The organism is Plantactinospora sp. DSM 117369 (assembly GCF_053764795.1).
Window position 1 is genome coordinate 4,696,992 of record NZ_CM132446.1, and the last position, 17,596, is coordinate 4,714,587.

The 17,596-nt window shown below is 71.9% G+C and carries 14 protein-coding genes and 2 pseudogenes; 7 read left to right on the forward strand and 9 right to left on the reverse strand.

Annotated features, from left to right (window positions below):
- Positions 1-179: 179 nt before the first annotated feature.
- From ACSMXO_RS20360 to ACSMXO_RS20375, 4 genes are read right to left on the reverse strand one after another with little or no spacing between them, the layout of a single operon-like run.
- Positions 180-1,364, reverse strand: a complete 1,185-nt coding sequence (locus ACSMXO_RS20360) for an alpha/beta hydrolase family protein (RefSeq protein WP_455418963.1) — start codon at positions 1,362-1,364, stop codon at positions 180-182.
- The gene (locus ACSMXO_RS20365; protein ID WP_455418964.1) at positions 1,349-1,507 is read right to left on the reverse strand and encodes a hypothetical protein; all 159 of its coding nucleotides are present in this window, start codon (positions 1,505-1,507) and stop codon (positions 1,349-1,351) included. Before ACSMXO_RS20365 ends, ACSMXO_RS20360 begins: the two co-directional genes overlap by 16 nt.
- Before the next feature lie 14 nt (positions 1,508-1,521).
- Positions 1,522-2,367 (reverse strand): hypothetical protein, encoded by an 846-nt coding sequence (locus ACSMXO_RS20370; RefSeq protein ID WP_455418965.1) that lies wholly within the window; start codon positions 2,365-2,367, stop codon positions 1,522-1,524.
- Positions 2,364-3,275, reverse strand: coding sequence for an ABC transporter ATP-binding protein (locus ACSMXO_RS20375; RefSeq protein WP_455419266.1), 912 nt, complete (start codon positions 3,273-3,275; stop codon positions 2,364-2,366). Before ACSMXO_RS20375 ends, ACSMXO_RS20370 begins: the two co-directional genes overlap by 4 nt.
- 47 nt (positions 3,276-3,322) lie before the next feature.
- On the opposite strand from ACSMXO_RS20375, the gene ACSMXO_RS20380 reads away from it, so the two are divergent.
- Together ACSMXO_RS20380 and ACSMXO_RS20385 are read left to right on the forward strand one after the other, a co-directional pair.
- Entirely contained in the window at positions 3,323-4,609 is a 1,287-nt protein-coding gene (locus ACSMXO_RS20380; RefSeq protein ID WP_455418966.1) for a sensor histidine kinase, read from the forward strand.
- Positions 4,609-5,277, forward strand: a complete 669-nt coding sequence (locus tag ACSMXO_RS20385) for a response regulator (RefSeq protein ID WP_455419267.1) — start codon at positions 4,609-4,611, stop codon at positions 5,275-5,277. The genes ACSMXO_RS20380 and ACSMXO_RS20385 overlap by 1 nt, the downstream gene beginning before the upstream one ends.
- Positions 5,278-5,470: 193 nt before the next feature.
- On the opposite strand, the gene ACSMXO_RS20390 is transcribed toward ACSMXO_RS20385, so the two are convergent.
- Positions 5,471-6,349 carry an alpha/beta fold hydrolase gene (locus tag ACSMXO_RS20390; protein ID WP_455418967.1) on the reverse strand — a complete coding sequence of 293 codons (879 nt, stop codon included), beginning with the start codon at positions 6,347-6,349 and terminating at the stop codon, positions 5,471-5,473.
- Positions 6,350-6,464: 115 nt separating this feature from the next.
- Here ACSMXO_RS20390 and ACSMXO_RS20395 point away from each other — a divergent pair, with 115 nt between their 5' ends.
- Together ACSMXO_RS20395 and ACSMXO_RS20400 are read left to right on the forward strand one after the other, a co-directional pair.
- Positions 6,465-8,441 carry a BTAD domain-containing putative transcriptional regulator gene (locus ACSMXO_RS20395; RefSeq protein WP_455418968.1) on the forward strand — a complete coding sequence of 659 codons (1,977 nt, stop codon included), beginning with the start codon at positions 6,465-6,467 and terminating at the stop codon, positions 8,439-8,441.
- 123 nt (positions 8,442-8,564) lie between these two features.
- Positions 8,565-9,647 (forward strand): aldo/keto reductase, encoded by a 1,083-nt coding sequence (locus ACSMXO_RS20400; RefSeq protein ID WP_455418969.1) that lies wholly within the window; start codon positions 8,565-8,567, stop codon positions 9,645-9,647.
- Here the strand turns inward: ACSMXO_RS20400 and ACSMXO_RS20405 are convergent.
- From ACSMXO_RS20405 to ACSMXO_RS20415, 3 genes and pseudogenes are all read right to left on the reverse strand, one after another.
- Positions 9,611-9,919, reverse strand: a pseudogene (locus ACSMXO_RS20405) (NlpC/P60 family protein); the annotation flags it as partial. The gene ACSMXO_RS20400 and the pseudogene ACSMXO_RS20405 overlap by 37 nt on opposite strands.
- 79 nt (positions 9,920-9,998) lie before the next feature.
- Positions 9,999-10,352 (reverse strand): hypothetical protein, encoded by a 354-nt coding sequence (locus ACSMXO_RS20410; protein ID WP_455419466.1) that lies wholly within the window; start codon positions 10,350-10,352, stop codon positions 9,999-10,001.
- A gap of 440 nt (positions 10,353-10,792) precedes the next feature.
- Positions 10,793-12,583, reverse strand: coding sequence for a bifunctional metallophosphatase/5'-nucleotidase (locus ACSMXO_RS20415; RefSeq protein WP_455418970.1), 1,791 nt, complete (start codon positions 12,581-12,583; stop codon positions 10,793-10,795).
- A gap of 389 nt (positions 12,584-12,972) precedes the next feature.
- Here ACSMXO_RS20415 and ACSMXO_RS20420 point away from each other — a divergent pair, with 389 nt between their 5' ends.
- The gene (locus ACSMXO_RS20420; protein WP_346262680.1) at positions 12,973-14,190 is read left to right on the forward strand and encodes a M20 metallopeptidase family protein; all 1,218 of its coding nucleotides are present in this window, start codon (positions 12,973-12,975) and stop codon (positions 14,188-14,190) included.
- A gap of 78 nt (positions 14,191-14,268) precedes the next feature.
- On the opposite strand, the gene ACSMXO_RS20425 is transcribed toward ACSMXO_RS20420, so the two are convergent.
- A complete protein-coding gene (locus ACSMXO_RS20425) occupies positions 14,269-15,339 on the reverse strand; it encodes a hypothetical protein (protein WP_455418971.1) in 1,071 nt (356 codons plus the stop codon).
- Positions 15,340-15,474: 135 nt separating this feature from the next.
- Between ACSMXO_RS20425 and ACSMXO_RS20430 the strand changes: the two are divergent.
- A pseudogene (locus ACSMXO_RS20430) lies at positions 15,475-16,488 on the forward strand (gamma-glutamyltransferase); the annotation flags it as partial.
- A gap of 12 nt (positions 16,489-16,500) precedes the next feature.
- Positions 16,501-17,526: a tetratricopeptide repeat protein gene (locus tag ACSMXO_RS20435; RefSeq protein WP_455418972.1), complete on the forward strand. Its 1,026-nt coding sequence runs from the start codon at positions 16,501-16,503 to the stop codon at positions 17,524-17,526.
- Positions 17,527-17,596 lie beyond the last annotated feature (70 nt).

Sequence of the window (17,596 nt, forward strand, 5' to 3'; positions counted from 1 at the left end):
CCGACCTCCGCCGAGGGCGTCCCGCCGACCCGGGTACGCCCTCGGCGGGTCCGCGTCCCGGGACCGCGAGTTCGTCGGAAGCGAACGATCCTAACCGGACCCCCTACCCTTTGCGGGGCGGCCGGCGGCAACTCGGCCAGCGGGGAGTGGCTGGCTGAACATTCAGCTCGGAGTGGGGGTCAGGGGATGAATTGCGCCTCCGGGAAGGCCGGGTTCGGGCCTTCGAGCAGTCGCTGCCGCCGGTGGCGTAGGTGCAGGTCGAAGAATGCGAGTGGGTACGCCTGCCGGATCCGTACCGCCCGGGCCGGGTCGAGGGTGCCGATCCAGTTCGCGAGTTCCTCGTCGCTCATTCCGGTGATCCTGGCCAGTTGTGGGATCAGCCACTGATGATCGCAGTACGACCCGTGGGCTGCGCCGTCGGCGTGTACGTTGAGCCGCCATCCGCGCAGGTGCGACCAGTACTGGTCGACGCTCGGCTCGGCGGCCCGGGTGAACTCGGCGGTCATCAGCATGAACGGCCGGTCGAGGTCGGTGACCGGTGGTTGCGACTGCATCGGGCCGTCGAAGCCGAGCCCGGCCCGGACGCGCTGGTCGGTGTTCATGACGAGGGCGGTCGCGGTCGCGCCCTTCGACCAGCCGAACATGCCGATGCGGCGCGGGTCGAGCGCGGCGCCTAGGCCGGCCGGCAGCGCTCGGTGTTCGGCGTCGGGGTTGCGGCCGGCGGCGAGGTCCTCGATGCGGTCGAGGACGAACCGGATGTCGTGGGCGTGGTCCCATGGGGTGACCGGCAGATCGCCGGGGACGGTGAGGCGGCCGTCGGGGAATTCGCTGAACGCGTCGTACGTGTGATCCACCGTGACCACGATGTAGCCGTGACTGGCGAGTTCCTGTACCACGATGGTGGCTTCGGAACGGTGACCCCCGGCGCCGTGGGAGAACACGATCACGGGCAGCCGTCCGGGCGTCCGTAGCACCGCAGCGCCCTCGTGGCCGGCCGTGCGGGGTGCCGCCGCGGCATCGGCGTCGAAGCCGGCGGACCCGAGCAGCGCGCGCAGGGGCGCGGCAGGCACCCATGGTGCCACCGGATGACGCCCGGCGTGCCGGGCGGCCGGATACCAGATGCTGGCCATCAGTTCGCGGTGGCGCCCCGGGCCGGCGACCGGATCCGGGCGGGAGGTGTCGACGAGGTACAGCGACACGGTGCCGACACGGTGCGGCCCGGTGGGTGGCGGCAGCGTGAGCCCTGCCGGGCCGGGCGGCGCTGACGCCGGTGCCGCCCAGCCGCGGCCGGTGCCGAGCGGCACGGCGACCCCGGTGGCGAGCGCGGCTGCGAGCAGATGCCGGCGGGTCAGTTCGGTATCCATCGGTCCTCCGGTGGGTTGGTGGTCGTCTCGACTCGCGGGATGAGCAGCTTGAGCCGCCCGATCTCGTCGGCGAGCGCGGTGTCGCCGGCGGCGGTGAGGGTGATCCAGGTCCGACCGCGCTTGGCCTGCCGGAGGCCGTGCACGATGCTGGCGGGTTCTACGGGTCACGGCGGTGGACCGCGACCACGGCGACAACGACGGCCGCGACGGCCCAGGCTGTGAACACGATCCACGCTTCGGTGACGGTGACCGGGTACTTGGTCATGGCGACGAGCGCCGGCCGTCCTGGGTCTGGGTTGTGCCGTGCCGGGTTCTCGACCAGGGCCTGCCATGCGGTGTAGGGCATGGCGTTCCCTATCTCCTTGACCCACCGGTACGTTTCACCCTGGAATAGGGCCGGCAGGAGTAGGAGCAGCCCGATGGCGGCGACGATGGTGCCGGCGGCGTGCCGGATGACGGCGCCGAGAGCCATGCCTACCAGGGCGCACAACGGGGCCAGCAGCGCGGACGCGGTGACTGCCCGCAGCGCGCCCGGGGCGCCGATCGACAGGCCGATGCGGTGCTGGTGGTAGATCGCCTGGGTTACGCCGAACGACGCCACCGAGACGAGCGTGCCGAAGACGAGCATGACCGCTGACACGACGAGGACCTTGGCCGTAACCACCTGTCTGCGGGCCGGAACGGCCGCGAACGTGGTGCGGATCAGCCCGGTGGTGTATTCGCCGAAGATTGTGATGGCTCCCACGCTGCAGGCGATGATCCCGAGGATCTGAAAGGCCTCCGTGACGAAGGCGGCATGCATCGGGTCGATCGCGAGGCGCTGCAACGGGTTTGGGCTTCTGCTGATGAGCGCGACGTTGGAGCGGGCGGAGTTCGTGGTGATGCCGACGCAGATCAGCACGCCGACCGCGAGTACCCCGTAGGTGGAGCGAAGCGACCAGAGCTTGATCCACTCGGAGACGAGCAGGTCGTGGAACCTGGCGCGGGTGTCGATGGCCGTCACCGCTGTTCTCCTGCCAGGTATTCGACGCTGTCGGCGGTCAGTTCCATGAACGCCTCCTCCAGGGAGGCGGCGTGGGTGGTCACTTCGTGCAGCATGATCTGATGGTCGAAGGCGAGCTGGCCGATGCGGGCCGCGGTCAGCCCGGTGACGGTGCGGCTGCCGTCGTGGTGTTCGGTGACGGTGGCACCTTCGGTGGTCAGCACGGCTGTCAGGGCGCGGGGGTCGGGTGTGCGGACGGTGACCTGTTGCCGGGTGCTGCGAGCGGCGAAGTCAGTCAGCGGCTCTGCCGCGATCAGTTTGCCGCGGCCGATGACGATGAGCTGGTCGGCGGTGTTCTCCATCTCGCTCATCAGGTGGCTGGAAACGAACACGGTGCGTCCCTCGACGGCCAGCCGGCGGAACAGGCTGCGCGCCCACAGGACGCCTTCGGGGTCTAGGCCGTTGACCGGCTCGTCGAAGATCAGCACTGGTGGGTCGCCGAGTAGGGCGGTGGCGATGCCGAGCCGCTGTTTCATGCCGAGGGAGAATCCGCCGATCCGACGCCGCGCCACGCCGGCCAGTCCCACCTCCCGCAGCACCTCGTCGACCCTGCGGCGGGGCAGGCCGTTGCTGCGGGCCAGTGCCGACAGGTGGGCCCGCGCGCTGCGGCCGCCGTGCACGTCGCCGGCATTCAACAGCGCGCCGACGTGACGCAGCCCGCGCGGGCGGTCGCGAAACCGGCGCCCGTCGACGGTGGCGGTGCCGCTGGTGGCCTCGGTGAGGCCGAGGATCATCCGTAGCGTGGTGGACTTGCCAGCCCCGTTCGGCCCGAGGAACCCAGTGACCTGCCCGGTGCGTACCGTGAATGTCAGGCCGTCGACGGCCGTGACCTTCCGGTAGCGCTTGGTCAGTTCGTTGACTTCGATCATGCACTTAACACTGTCGCCGGGCGCGTCCGCACCGCATCCTGCTGCCGGTGACAATCGCGGCGGGAGGCTGTCGACCGTGGTTGTACAACCACGGGCCGACGCCCCCGTCGCAGCGGCAAGATTACGATCGGTGCGTGTCCACCGCTGCGAAGCTGCCGCTGCCCAAGGCCGTGCCGCCGGGCGTGTGGACGGCGTTGACCTGGTGTGCCGCCACGGCGTATGCCCTCGTCATGTTTGTCCGGTTGCCGGGCGAGGTGCCCACTATTCCGTTCAGGGATCCCTTTGACCGTTCGGCCGCGTCCTGGTCGTACCTGGCGGTAGCCACCGTGGTCGCGCTGGCCGGCAGCGCTCTGCTGCGCCGCCGGCCACTGGCGGCCGTCGCACTGCTGCTGGTCGGGTCCGTCGCGGCAGCGATGGCGCTGAACTCGACCCGGATCGCGTTCCTGCAGTTCCTGGCGGTCGACGTGGCGCTATGTTTCATCGCCGCGGCCCAGCCGCGCCGTACCTCGATCGCCGCCAGCGCTATGGCATTGGCTGTGCTGGCTGGCTACGCGGTCACCAGAGTGCTGCTTGGTTTCCCGATTGGTACCTCGACCCAGTTGGCCGTCGCCTTGAGCGCGGCCGTCGCCTGGCTGGTCGGCAACACGATCAGGCAGACCCGCGACCACGCCCACCAGGTGGCTGCCAGCCACACGGCTGAAGCGGTCACCGCCGAACGGCTGCGGATCTCCCGGGAGTTGCACGACAGCGTCGCGCACAGCCTTGGCATCATCGCCCTGCAAGCCGGCGCGGCCAGCCGGGTCATCGACACGCAGCCGACCGCGGCGCGCAGCGCGATGAGGGCAGTGGAAGCTGCCAGCCGGCAGACGCTGTCCGAGCTGCGGCGGATGCTCGGTGTGCTCCGGGAAGCCGAACCAGGCCATGACCGGGCACGGCTCGACGAGCCCACGCCCGGCGTGGCCGACGCCGAGCGGCTGGCCGCGACAACCAGCGCCGCCGGTGTCAGCGTCGATCTCCGGTGGCGCGGGGAGCACCGGCCGCTGCCGCCCGACATCGACATCGCCGCGTACCGCATCATCCAGGAGTCGCTCACCAACGTGGTACGCCACGCCCACACCACCAACTGTCGCGTCTTGATCGACCAGCGAGACGACTGGCTGTCCATCGTGATCGAGGACGACGGACACGGCACCGGACACACCACAGGCACCGGACACGGCATCGCCGGCATGCAGGAACGGGTCGACCTGCTGCACGGCCACTTCCACGCCGGACCGCGCCCAGAGGGCGGCTTCCGCGCCACTGCCCGCATCCCCATACCAGCGGCGCCGTGATGACCATCCGCGTTGTCCTCGCCGATGACCAACCCCTCGTGCGCACCGCCCTACGCATGGTCATCACCGACGCCCCCGACCTCGACGTCGCCGCCGAGGCCAGCACCGGCGCCGAAGCGATCCGGCTCACCGCAGACCTCCAACCCGACGTCGTCGTCATGGACATCCGCATGCCCGGCATGGACGGCATCGAAGCCACCCGCCTGATCACCACGAACCCCGGCACGGCCGCGGTACGCGTCATCGTGCTCACCACGTTCGACCACGACGAGTACGTCTACGCCGCGCTGCGCGCCGGCGCGTCCGGATTCCTCGTCAAAGACATGGCACTAGAAGACATCCTCGCCGCTATCCGCGTGGTCGCCGCCGGAGACGCCCTCATCGCACCCACCGTCACCCGCCGCCTGATCCAAGAGTTCGCCAGCCGACCCGAGCCCGCATCACCACCGCAGCCCGCGATCGAGGGCATCACGGAACGGGAACGCGAAGCACTGGCCCTTGTCGGGCGCGGCATGTCCAACACCGAGATCGCCGCCGCCATGTTCATCAGCCCCGCCACCGTCAAGACGTATGTGACACGACTCCTCGCCAAGCTCGACGCACGCGATCGGGTACACCTCGTCATCATCGCGTACGAAACCGGCCTCGTAGTCCCACGTCGCTCCTGACGACACCGCCACACGCACAAGGTCGGGCAGACCCGCCGGAAAGGCCACCCACCTCGCGGACCCGTCGGCGGCGGTGTCGCACAGCGACTGGTAGGCGTTCAGGGAGCGATCCCGCCGACGGATGCGGAACGGCGCGCCGGCTGCCACCCGCCAGTAGACCTCGGCGAACGCGTTGGCGCCGCCAGTCGGTGCGTTAGCGGGCGACGAGCGCGCGGAGTACCTTGCCGATCTCCTCCGGTGCCTCCTCGGCCATGAAGTGGCCGGCCGAGGTGGTGTGGTGCACCAGGTTCGGGGCCCAGGCCCGCCACAGCGCGGCGGCGTCGTAGCCGAGCGCCGCCCCCCAGTCCTGCTGGACGACCGTGACCGGCATGGCCAGCCGGCGGCCGGCGGCCCGGTCCGCCTCGTCGTGCGTGACGTCGATCCCGGCCGAGGCGCGGTAGTCGGCGACGATGGACGGCACCGCCTCGCGGGACGCCCGGAGATACTCTGCCCGCACCTCCGGCGGGATCGCCCGCGGGTTCCGGGCCCAGCCGTCCAGGAAGTAGCCGAAGAAGGCATCCGGACTGGCCGAGATCATCTGCTCCGGCAGGCCCGGCGGCTGGGCCATCAGGTAGAGGTGGAAGGCGACCGCGGCGCGGGCGCCGTGCAGGACGTCCCACATGTCGAGAGTCGGCAGCACATCGAGCGCGGCGAGGTGTGAGATCGCGTCCGGGTGGTCGAGGCCGGCACGGACGGCGACCAGGGCACCCCGGTCGTGGCCGGCGAGCGCGAAGCGCGGGTGGCCGAGTTCCCGGGCCAGGGTGACGACGTCGGCGGCCATGGTCCGCTTGGCGTACGTCTCGTCGTCGCGGGCGGCGGGCTTGTCGCTCGCCCCGTAGCCGCGCAGGTCGGGGCAGATCACGGTGTGCTCGGCGGCCAGGTCGGCGGCGACGTGCCGCCACATCAGGTGGGTCTGCGGAAAGCCGTGCAGCAGCACGATCGGGCTGCCCGCACCGCCCACCGCCACCGACAGCGTCACGTCGTCGTCGACCGTGACCCGACGGTAGTCGAAGCCGGAAATGGCAGCAGCCATGATGTTGTCCTCTCCTGGTCGGTCCTGCCCGGCTGGGCCCGTCCAGCGTGCCGATCGCCGATGAGCAACCGATGAGCGCGATACGTTGGTCGCCTCGGTGCGGAAGGGTGGATCGGTGCAGGTCAGCTTCGGGGTGCTCGGGCCGGTCGTCGTCTGGGACGCCTCCGGCGCGCCGATCGACGTGAAAGGGCCGAGACACCGCGCCGTGCTGGCCCGGCTCGTCGTCGCGCGCGGTCGGGTCGTCCCGGTCGACCGGCTCGTCGACGATCTGTGGCAGGAGCCTCCGACGGGTGCGGTGAGCGCGGTCCGGACGTTCGTGTCGGCGCTGCGGCGCGCGCTGGAGCCGCACCGGCCACCGCGCGAGCCGGCCCGGCTGCTGGTCACCGAGGGACCGGGGTACGCCCTCCGGGCCGCGCCGGACACGGTCGACGCCTGGCGGTTCGAGGAGGCGGTCGCCGCCGGCCCTGCCGGACCACCCCAACCGGCCCTCGATCGCCTCGACCAGGCCCTCGGCTGGTGGCGAGGGCCGGCGTACGCCGGGTTCGACGACGAGTCGTGGGCCCGCCCGGAGCGCAGCCGGCTCGAAGAGCTACGGCTGCACGCGGTCGAGTCCCGGGCCGAGGCGCTGCTGGCGCTCGGCCGGGCGGCCGAGGTCGTGGCGGACCTCGACGCCCATGTGGCCGAGCATCCCTGGCGGGAGGAGGCGTGGCGGCTGCTGGCCCTCGCCCTCTACCGCACGGACCGGCAGGGGGACGCGCTGGCCGTGCTGCGCCGGGCCCGCGGTCTCCTCCTCGATCAGCTCGGTGTCGACCCGGGTCCGCGGCTGCGCCGGCTGGAGACCGACATCCTCCGGCAGACCGACCCGGACGCCGGCCCCGCGCCGTGGGCGGCCGACCGGGTCTGGGCGGAGGCCACGGCGGCCTACGACCGGACGGTGGCGTCCAGCGCCCGGGTCAGGCTGGAGTCCACGGTCGGCCTGCTGCGAAGTCTCGCGGTGGCCGGCGCGGGCGGACTCGAAGCCGCCCGGGAACAGCGGTTCGCGGCCATCGCCGCCGCCGAGCAACTCGGTGACCCGGAACTCACCGCGCGGGTGATCGGCGGCTACGACGTACCAGCGATCTGGACGCGTTCCGACGACCCGGAACAGGCGGGCCGGATCGTGGCGGCGGCCGAACGGGCCCTGGCCGCCCTGCACCCCGGCGCGTCCGCCGCCACCCGAGCCCGCCTGCTCGCCACGATCGCCGTGGAGTCCCGGGGCACCCGGGCGGCACGCGGGCCCGAGGCGGCCCGGGAGGCGGAGCGGATCGCCCGCCAGCTGGGCGATCCGGCCCTGCTGGCCTTCGCGCTCAACGGCGTGTTCATGCAGAGCTTCCGGCGCGCGGGGCTCGCCCCGCAGCGCGACCAGGTCGGCGCGGAACTCGTCGCGCTCGCCACCCGCAACGACCTGCCGACCTTCGAGGTGCTCGGCCACCTGATCCGGCTCCAGGCCCGCGGCGCGCTCGGGGACTTCGCCGCCGCGGACGCGCACGCGGCCGAGGCGGACCGGGTCGCCGAACGGCACGAACGGCCGCTGGCGGCCGTCTTCACCGGGTGGTACCGGGCGATGCGGCTGGCCGCGACCGGGGCGCCCGCGCCGGAGGCCGAGGCCGGCTACCGGGCCGCGGCGGCACAGCTCGCCGGCGCCGGCATGCCCGGGGTCGAGCGGGGACTGCTGCCGCTGGCCCTGCTCTGCCTGCGGGTCTGGCACGGTCAACCCGCCTCCGCCGACCAGCACACCGACTGGGGCCCGTACGCGCCCTGGGCCCGACCACTCGTCCTGCTCGCTCAGGACCGCCCGGGCGATGCCGCGGTGGCGCTGCGCCGGACCCCGGAGCCGCCGCACGACCTGCTTTTAGAGGCGCTCTGGTGCCTTACCGGCCAGGCGGCGATCATGCTGGAGGACCGGGCGATGCTGGAGCGCGCCCACGCCGCACTCGCACCGGCGGTGCACGAGCTGGCCGGAGCCGGCAGCGGCATGCTCACCGCCGGCCCGGTCGCCCAGCACCTCGACCGCCTCGGCACCGCCCTCGGCCGTGCCAGTGGTGATCACTAACTCGATTCAGCAGCAACAAGCAGGATCGTGCAAGAGGTAGCGAGGATCGTTAAATCGGTGCGGCGGGTCGGGCTGCTGTAGTGGAGTGGTCCACTTCTGCGCCAGAACCTTGGGGAGCCACACATGTCGCTCGATTCCTACCTCACCCTCGGCCGCTCCGGGCTGCGGGTCAGCCCCTTCGCCCTCGGCGCGATGAACTTCGGCGAGGAAGGCGGCTGGGGCTGCTCGGTCGAGGAGTCCGAGAGGATCCTGCAGACGTACCTCGATCGCGGCGGCAACTTCGTCGACACCGCCAACTTCTACACCAACGGCCATTCCGAGGCGATCCTCGGTGACTTCTTCGCGGCCCGCCCGGGCCTGCGTGACCGGGTCGTACTGGCCAGCAAGTTCTTCGGCAACATGTACCCGGGCGACCCGAACGGCGGCGGCGCCGGCCGGAAGGCGATCGTCGCCCAGCTCGAGCAGACGCTGCGGCGGATGAAGACCGACTACCTCGACCTGTACTGGCTGCACAACTGGGACGCGCACACCCCGGTCGAGGAGACCATGCGGACCCTCGACACGCTGGTCACCGCCGGCAAGATCCGCTATGTCGGCTTCTCCAACACCCCCGGCTGGTACACCGCGCAGGCGCACACCATGGCACTGCTGCGGTCCTGGACACCGGTCATCGCCCTCCAGGTCGAGTACTCGCTGCTCGCCCGTACCGTCGAGGGGGAACTGGTCCCGCTGGCCCGGGACACCGGGATGGGGCTGACCCCGTGGAGCCCGCTGGCCGGCGGATTCCTCTCCGGCAAGTACCGTCGCGGCGTCGCCGAGGTCGCCGACACCCGGCGTGGCCAGATCACCGGCGGCCCCACCGAGGCCCAGTACGTCGTCATCGACGCGCTGACCGCCGTCGCCGCCGAGATCGAGGCGAGCGAGGCCGCGGTGGCCCTCGCCTGGCTGCGCGCCCGCCCCACGGTCACCGCACCGATCCTCGGGCCGCGCCGCGTCGCACACCTGGAGGCGAACCTGGCCGCACTGGACGTCCGGCTCAGCGAGCAGCAGATCGCCGTACTCGACGAGGCGTCGGTGCCGAAGCTGAACTACCCGTACGACCTCAACCGGCAGACCGGTGCGATGTTGCAGTTCGGCGGCGCCACCGTCGACGGCGTCTCCTCGGCCGGCTATCCGCCGCTGGTCCAGGACAGCACCCGGTACTGAGCCGGCCTCGCCGAGGCGCCCGGCCGGACCTGGCTACAGGTACCTGCGCGCTCCGGCGTACTCGTGGGCGTACCGGTGCTCGTCGAGCTTGACGTACTCGACGCCGCTCTTCTCGGTGTCGGTGTTGGTCGGCGCGCGTCGACCCGGTAGCCGTCACCGGCGTACATGCCGACGTGGTGCACCCGTCCGGTGCCGTTGGTGCGGGCGAAGAAGACGAGGTCGCCGGGGGCGAGCTGGTCCCTGGCGACCGGAGTGCCGGCGTTGGCCTGGTCCTGCGCGTCCCGGCGGTGGCCACCAGCACCGCCCGGTCGAGCCGGGCCAGCTCTGGCTACCGGGCGCCCCGGCGGACGGCTATCGCGACCCGGTCGCCCTCCGGGCCGCCGTCGTCTTCGCCGTACTCCTGCGGGCGCTCGCCGCCGTGGCCCGCTTCGCGGCGGCCTTCTTCGCGGTGGCCTTCCGCGGGGCGGCTTTCCGGGCCGTGGCCTTCTTCGCGGCGGCTCTCTTCGCCGGCTTCGCGGTCGTCGTCTTCGCGGCGGCACTCTTCGCCGGTACCCGCTTCGACGGCGCGGTCCGCTTGGCCGGAGCGGCCTTCTTCGCCGCCTTCGCCGCAGAGACCGCCCGCTTCTCCGGGGTCTTCGCGGCGGTCGCCCCGGTGGCCCGTCGGGTGGCGGTGGCGACCTTCTTCGCCCTCGCGCTGCTCTTCACCGGGGCCTTCTTCGCGCCGGTGGCCTTGCGGGCCGCGGCCGGCCTGGTGGGGGTGCGCTTGCTGCCGCCTCGACCGTCCGCCGGCCGTCTCCCTTGGGTGACGGTGGATCGGATCGGGCCTGCTCGTCGTGCGTCGGCCACCTCGACTCCTCCTCGTCCGGTACCACCCCGGCGGACCGGTACCGCCGCAACGGCGGATCGTCCGGCGGGTGGGTCCCCCGTCCGGAGACGCTGTCTCCCCTCCGCGCGAGCCGCTAAACACCCTCCGGCTCGCACCCGACCTGCCCGGTCGGGCCCGGCGGTCGGGCACGCCGGAATGCGAGGCGCCCGGCCGGGATCTCCCAGCCGGGTGCCTGCCCGAACACCCGCCGCCGTCACCGGCCGACCGGCCATGCCCCGGCAGGGCCGCCGAGCCGTCCCGGACCACCGGACGGCCCTGCTCAGAAGACCGGTACGCCCTCGCGGACCAGCCGCCAGTTCGGCTGGAAGAAGTCGGCCGGGTCGATGCTGCCCTTGGCCTGTGCCCAGTCGATCAGCAGTTGGCGGATCTCCTGCTGCTCGTTGTAGATCTGCGGCTTCACGATGCCGGGGAAGTTGCCGCCGCCGCTGCGCCGGTAGTTGTTCACCGCGATCACGAACTGGTCGGTGTCGGTGACCGCCGCCCCGCCGCCCGGGTGGGTCAGCCTGGTGATCCGCTGGCCCACCGGCCTGCTGATGTCGATGTCGTAGTCGACTCCGGAGATGGTGTCGTAGTTGTAGTCCGGCACGCTCGGGTCGGTGAGCTGCGCCGGGTCGACCGGCGCGCCCGGGGAGAGGGTGCGGAAGTACTTCGCCGAGTACTCCAGGTAGGCGCGCAGCTCGGCGCCGCTGACCAGTACGGCCTCCAGAGTGTTGTCGTAGATGTAGAGCCCGGCCACGTCCTTGATGCGTACGTCCCCGGCCGGGAAGACCGCTGTCCGGCTGAACGGTGCGGCGATCGACAGCACCGGCAGGTCGGCGTACTGGCCGCCGGCCAGCGCGGCGGTGACGGTGTCGGTCTGCACCTTGTTGATGTAGTCGAGGATCGGGGTGTCCTGGTAGCGGGACTCCGCCGCCGACAGTTCGACCGCCGAGGTGGCGACCACCTGGTTGACGTACGCGACCGTCTTTCCGTGTTGCCGGCGTACCGCCGCGAGCACCTTCGGGTCCTCCGGCACGGTGTTGCTGTTCAGCATCGTGGCCCGCTTGCCGGTGATCCGCCAGCGGTTGCGGTCCCGCTCCAGGGTGAAGTCCATCCGGGTCAGCCGCTGGCCCCACTTCGACGGCTCCGACATCAGTACCCGCTCGCCGGTCCGGGTGTTGGTGACGAACCGCTCGACCACCTCGGCGTGGGCGTGCCCGAACAGGATGGCGTCGATCCCGGGCACCTGCTCGGCGAGCATCGCGCACGGGTTCTCGTTCGGCAGCTCGGGTCCGTAGCTCGACGTACCGCTGTCGCCGCCGTGCGCGGAGATCAGCACGACGTCGGCGCCGCGCTGGCGCATCACCGGTACCCACTTCGCGGCGGTCGCGACCATGTCCTCGAAGCGGAGCCTGCCCTCGACGTGCCCCCGGTCCCAGATCGCGGTGCCGGGGTTGGTCAGGCCGAGGATGCCGACCCGCAGCGTCGGTGCCCCGGGCCCGAGCGACACCTTCTTGATGAGGTACGGGGTGAACGCCGGCTTGCCGGTGCGCTCGTTGACGGCGTTGGCGGCCAGGGCCGGGAAGCCGAGCTGCTTGATCCACTTATCCAGCAGCGGCAGCCCGTAGTTGAACTCGTGGTTGCCGAGCGTCACCGCGTCGTAGTCGAGGATGTTCATCGCCCGGGCCATCGGGTGCGTCTCACCGGTTTCGGTGATCGGTTCCTGCTTGGCGTAGTACGTCGCCAACGACGTGCCCTGGATGGTGTCACCGGCGTCGAGCACCAGCGTCGCCCTGCCGCGCCGCTCGGCCCGGATCTGCTTGACCAGGCTCGCCAGCTTCGCCACGCCGACGTCGTTGTGCGCGCTGTCGTCGTATTCGGCGTCCCGGTAGTAGTCCCAGTTGTAGACGTTGCCGTGGGTGTCCGAGGTGCCGAGTACGGTCAGGTCGTAGGTCTTCGGCCTGGTCTGCCGATGGGCCTGCGCCGGTGCGGCCCCGACGAGCGGTGCCGCCGCGGCGGCCGCGGCGACGGCGAGCACCTGGCGTCGCGAAGGGCCGGGAGGAGGGGTCATGCCGCGCCTTTCCTAGACATGGGGGAGCGCTGGGTAGCCGCGCCGACGGCACCATAACGACCGGTCGCGGGTCACGCCAGCCGAGCCGCCGGTGGACGACCACCGGCCATCCGGGCTCCGACCGGCGGACGGCTGCCGGTCACCCGCCCGTCAGGTCGACCAGCCCGTTCCGCTCCGGCCGAGGCCGCCACCGGGAAACCCAGGGCCACCAGGGACGGGTGCCGTTCGTCACGTCCGGCGCCCGCGCATGATCATGAGACTTGATCGCCCGGGCCGGCTCCGTAGGATCTCGATATCCCCGAGGTCGGGGCGCGGACCAGCCACGACGGAGGCGTCCGAGACCTCGGCGGCAGCGGCCACGGCGGTACGACCAGGGCGGGGAGAGACGGATGAGCCTGCGCGAGGATGCGGCGGAGATCCAGGACGAGCTGGCCGGGCTGCGCCGGGAACTGCACCAGATCCCGGAGGAGGGCCTGCACCTGCCGCGTACCCAGGAACGGGTGCTGGCCGCGCTCGCACCCCTGCCGTTGGAGATCAGCACCGGAACCGGACTCTCCTCGGTCACCGCCGTGCTGCGCGGCGGTGCGCCCGGACCGGCGGTGCTGCTTCGGGGCGACATGGACGCGCTGCCGATCACCGAGAGCAGCGGCGTCGACTACCGTTCCCGGCACGACGGGGTGATGCACGCCTGCGGGCACGACCTGCACACCGCCGGGCTGGTCGGGGCCGCCCGGCTGCTCGCCGCCCGCCGCGACGAGCTCGCCGGCGACGTGGTGTTCATGTTCCAGCCCGGCGAGGAGGGTTACAACGGCGCCGGACACATGATCGACGAGGGGGTGCTGACCGCCGCCGGCCGCCCGGTCGAGGCCGCGTACGGGCTGCACGTGCTCTCGTCCATCCTGGACCGGGGGGTCTTCTCCTCCCGCCCCGGCCCGCTGATGGCCGGCTCGGCAGGTCTTTTCGTCACCGTCGTCGGGGCGGGCGGGCACGGTTCCCGGCCGCACGTGACCCTGGACCCGGTGCCGGTGGCCTGCGAGATGGTCACCGCGCTACAGACGATGGTCACCCGCCGGTTCGACGCGTTCGAACCGGTGGTGCTCACCGTCGGCACCTTCCACGCCGGAACCCGGCGCAACGTCATCCCGGACGAGGCGAGTTTCGAGGCGACGGTGCGGGCTTTCGACCCCGCGGTGCACGCTGAGCTGGGCCGGCACGCCGTCCAGCTATGCGAGCAGATCGCGGCGGCACATGGCCTGCGCGCCGAGGTGCGGTACGAACCGGAGTATCCGGTCACGGCCAACGACCCCGACGAGCACGAGTTCGCCGCGTCGACCGTCCGGGAGCTGTTCGGCGCGGAGCGGTTCGTCGACATGCGCCACCCGATGACCGGCTCGGAGGACTTCTCCCGGGTGCTCGGCCGGGTGCCCGGAGCCTTCGTCTTCCTCGGTGCCTGCGCCACCGACGACCCGGAGACGGCGCCCGGCAACCACTCGCCCCGTGCCGTCTACGACGACAGCGTGCTGGCCGACGGCGCCGCGCTCCTCGCCGAGCTGGCCACCCGGCGACTCGCTCGACCGGCCGCCGGCCCGCTTTCGCGTACGCCCTGACCCGGAGCGGGGAGCGGGGCGGGCGGTCCCTGTCGCCGGCCCACCCCGCGATCGTCTTCGGTTACCTGCTGCCGCCGCTCAGTCGACCAGGGCGAAGGCGGCGTAGAACTCACCGCGCGCGTCGCGCGGCGCCGTGCGGTCCGGGCTCACCTCCGTGCCGACCCAGCCTCGGAAGGCGCCGGAGTCATCGATGACCTGCAACAGCGGCCGGACGTGGCTGTTGTACTCGTAGCACGACTTGTACGACAGGCACTCGCACCAGAACTCGTACGTGTTCCGGCGTCCGCCGAACGCGTTGCTCAGGTAGTAGAAGCGCCGGTTCTGCGCCGCCAGCTGGTCGACGCAGGCCTGGTACCCCGGGCCCGCGGCACAGCACGAGGCCGGGGAACAGCCGGCGTTGTCCTGCACGGAACCCAGGCACGAGCCGTCGTCGCACAACTGCCAGGTGTTCATGGTCAGCCCACCCGCGCTGCCCCGGGTGTAGTTGACGATGCTGTTTCCGTTCCAGGCCTGCCCCTCCAGCAGGAACGTCTCGGACCTGGTCCGCACGCTGGCCATCGACGCCTTGGTCTCCTGGTTCAGGCCGGCGTTGCTGCCGTACCCGATGCCGCTGGTCAGCGAGTAGTTGTCGCTCGCCAACTGCATCCGGCCGAGGGTGCTGCGTGGGCTCGACACCGTCCACGTCTCGACCAGGTTGACCGCGTTGGTGGTGCCGTCGACCGTGCTGCTGGTCCAGGTGATGGTCACCTCTCCGGCCGGCTGGTCGTACTGGTAGGTGCCGGTGAACCGGCCGTTCGGCTCCCCGGTGAAGCCCGGTGCCGTCTTGATGTGGCAGTTGTTGCGCGGGTTGCGACCGGGCACCCAGTCACCGCAGTAGTAGACGTCGCCGCTGCGGATCGGCAGCGGGTGGTCGGCCTGGTTCCAGGTCCAGAAGTTGTGCTCCACAGTGCTGCCCGTGGTGCCGAAGACCAGATAGCCGAGGCGTACGTAGTTGCGGTAGGCGTCCGTACGGAAGCCGGCCGTACTCACCACCCAGTTCTGCTTGCCCAACGGTGCGGGCGCGGCCTGCGCCGGCTGTACTGCCACGAGTTGGGTGACGGCGGTCAGGATGACAACGGCGAGTGCCGACAATCGTGTCGTGCGGCGCACTGCGATACCTCCCTGGTCCAAGATGGTCGAAGCGCAGGGGTGCGAGGCAAGCCTACCGATGTTGACCAACCTGAGGTCCATGTCGACCAACCTATCGTCCTAGGATGCCCTACGGGTGGTGCGGGCAAGCACGCCGGCGGGATGACCCGGGCCGACCTCGCCCGCTACGAGCTGCGGTTCCCCGCGCCGACCCGGTCGGACTACCGGGGCCACCAGGTGTACGGCATGTCGACGCCGTCCAGCGGCGGTGTCGCGGTCGGCGAGGCGCTGAACGTCCTGGAGCGGTTCGACCTGTCGAAGCTGACCGTCACCGAGGCGCTGCACCACTACCTGGAGGCGAGCGCCCTGGCCTTCGCCGACCGCAACCGGTACGTCGGGGACGGCACCTCCCGGCGGATCCTCGGCGAACTGCTCGACGACCGGTACGCGGCCGAGCGCGCCTGCCGGCTCGACCCCGCCCGGGCCGCACCGAAGCCGGTACCGCCCGGCGACCCCGACGGCCGGTACGGCGACTGCGCGACCGTGACGGCCGGCATCGAGGCCAACCCCGGGCAGAGCACCAGGAACCTGACGGTGGCCGACCGCTGGGGCAACGTCGTCGAGTACACCCTGACGATCGAGCAGACCGGCGGGAACGCGATGGTGGTGCCCGGGCGGGGATTCCTGCTCAACAACGAGCTGACCGACTTCACGTTCGCCCAGACCCCGGGTGCGGCACCGGACCCGAACCTGCCCGCGCCGGGGAAGCGCCCCCGCAGCTCGATGTCGCCGACCATCGTGCTCGACGACGACGGCCGCCCGTTCCTGGCGCTCGGCACCCCCGGCGGCGCCACCATCATCACCACCGTGCTGCAAATCCTGGTCAACCGGATCGACCTCGGGATGTCCCTGCCACAGGCGTTGGCGGCACCCCGGGCCTCGCAGCGCAACAGTGCCGCACCGCAGGCGGAGCCGGCCTTTGTCACCGCGTACGGCGGTGCCTTCGGCGCGCTCGGCCATCCGGCGTTCGCCGCCACCGCCGAGCTGGGTGCGGCCACCGCGATCGAGTTCACCGGTCGACGCGGTCTGCTGGCGTCGGCGGAACCGGTACGGCGCGGCGGCGGGGCGGCCGGCGTCGTCCAGCCCGGTCGGTGGGCGGCGTCGGGGTGAGAGGATGTCGGGATGCCGGCGCTGACGTTGCCCAGGGTGACCTATCTCGGCGGGCATCCCGACCGGACCGACCAGACCAGGCAGCTCACCGTCGTCCTCGACCGTCCCGGCATCGTGCTACGCGGGCGGTTCCGCCGCTTCCTTGAGTTCCGCTGGCCCGACCTGCGCGGACTCGACGTACGGTCACCGGACATCGTGACCTTCGTGCTGGCGACGTCGCTGTCCGAGGTGGACGGCGACGGCGCCACGCTGCACCTGGAGACCGACCGGGGGCGGGCCCGGCTGCACGTCAACGGCGTCCGCCAGGCTGACCTGCGGGCGACCCTCGCCGGGTGGGTGACCCGGGAGGCCGGGCCGGACGCCCCGTTGCCGGCGACGCCACCGCCCGCCCCGCGCCAGGTCGACGGCCAGCTCGGTACGGTGCGGATGGCCCTGGACGTCTGGCGGGCGGCCAGCCTCGGCCGGGAGCCGCTCGCCGACCGCAGCACCCTGGCCTACCGGCTGGCCGTGGCCGAGAACCACCGGCTCGGCGGGGCGTTCACCGAGGCCGTCGCCGTGCTCGGGCCGCTGGCGGCCGAGGCCGCCCGGGCGCTCGGCCCGACCGACGACGACACGTTGAAGGTCCGCAACGCGCTCGGCCAGACGTACCTCGCGGCCGGCGAGCTGGACGACGGGTTGGACGTGCTGCGCGAACTGGTGGCGGTGACCGAGCACCTGCACGGCGTCGACGGCGAACTCACCCTGGTGTTCCGGAACAACCTGGCGGTCGGCTACCAGCAGGCCGGCCAGTACGCCCTCGCCATCGACCTGCACGGGCAGAACGTCCGGCACACCGAGCGGCGGCGCGGGCCGGCCGACCTGGAGACGATCGGCCGGCGCAACAACCTGGCCGCCGCCCTCGCCCTCGCCGGCCAGCGGGAACGGGCGATCACCGCGTACTGGGCGGTGCTCGACGCGCTGGCCGGCGCCGATCACGCGCTGGCGGTCACCGCCCGGCAGAACCTGGCCATCCTGCACAACCCGTCCTGGCGGCCCTGACCGTCGCGGCGCCTCGGCCGCGCCGTCGGCAACCGTAGGGGCGCCGGAGCACGTGAGTAGCGTGCGGCCG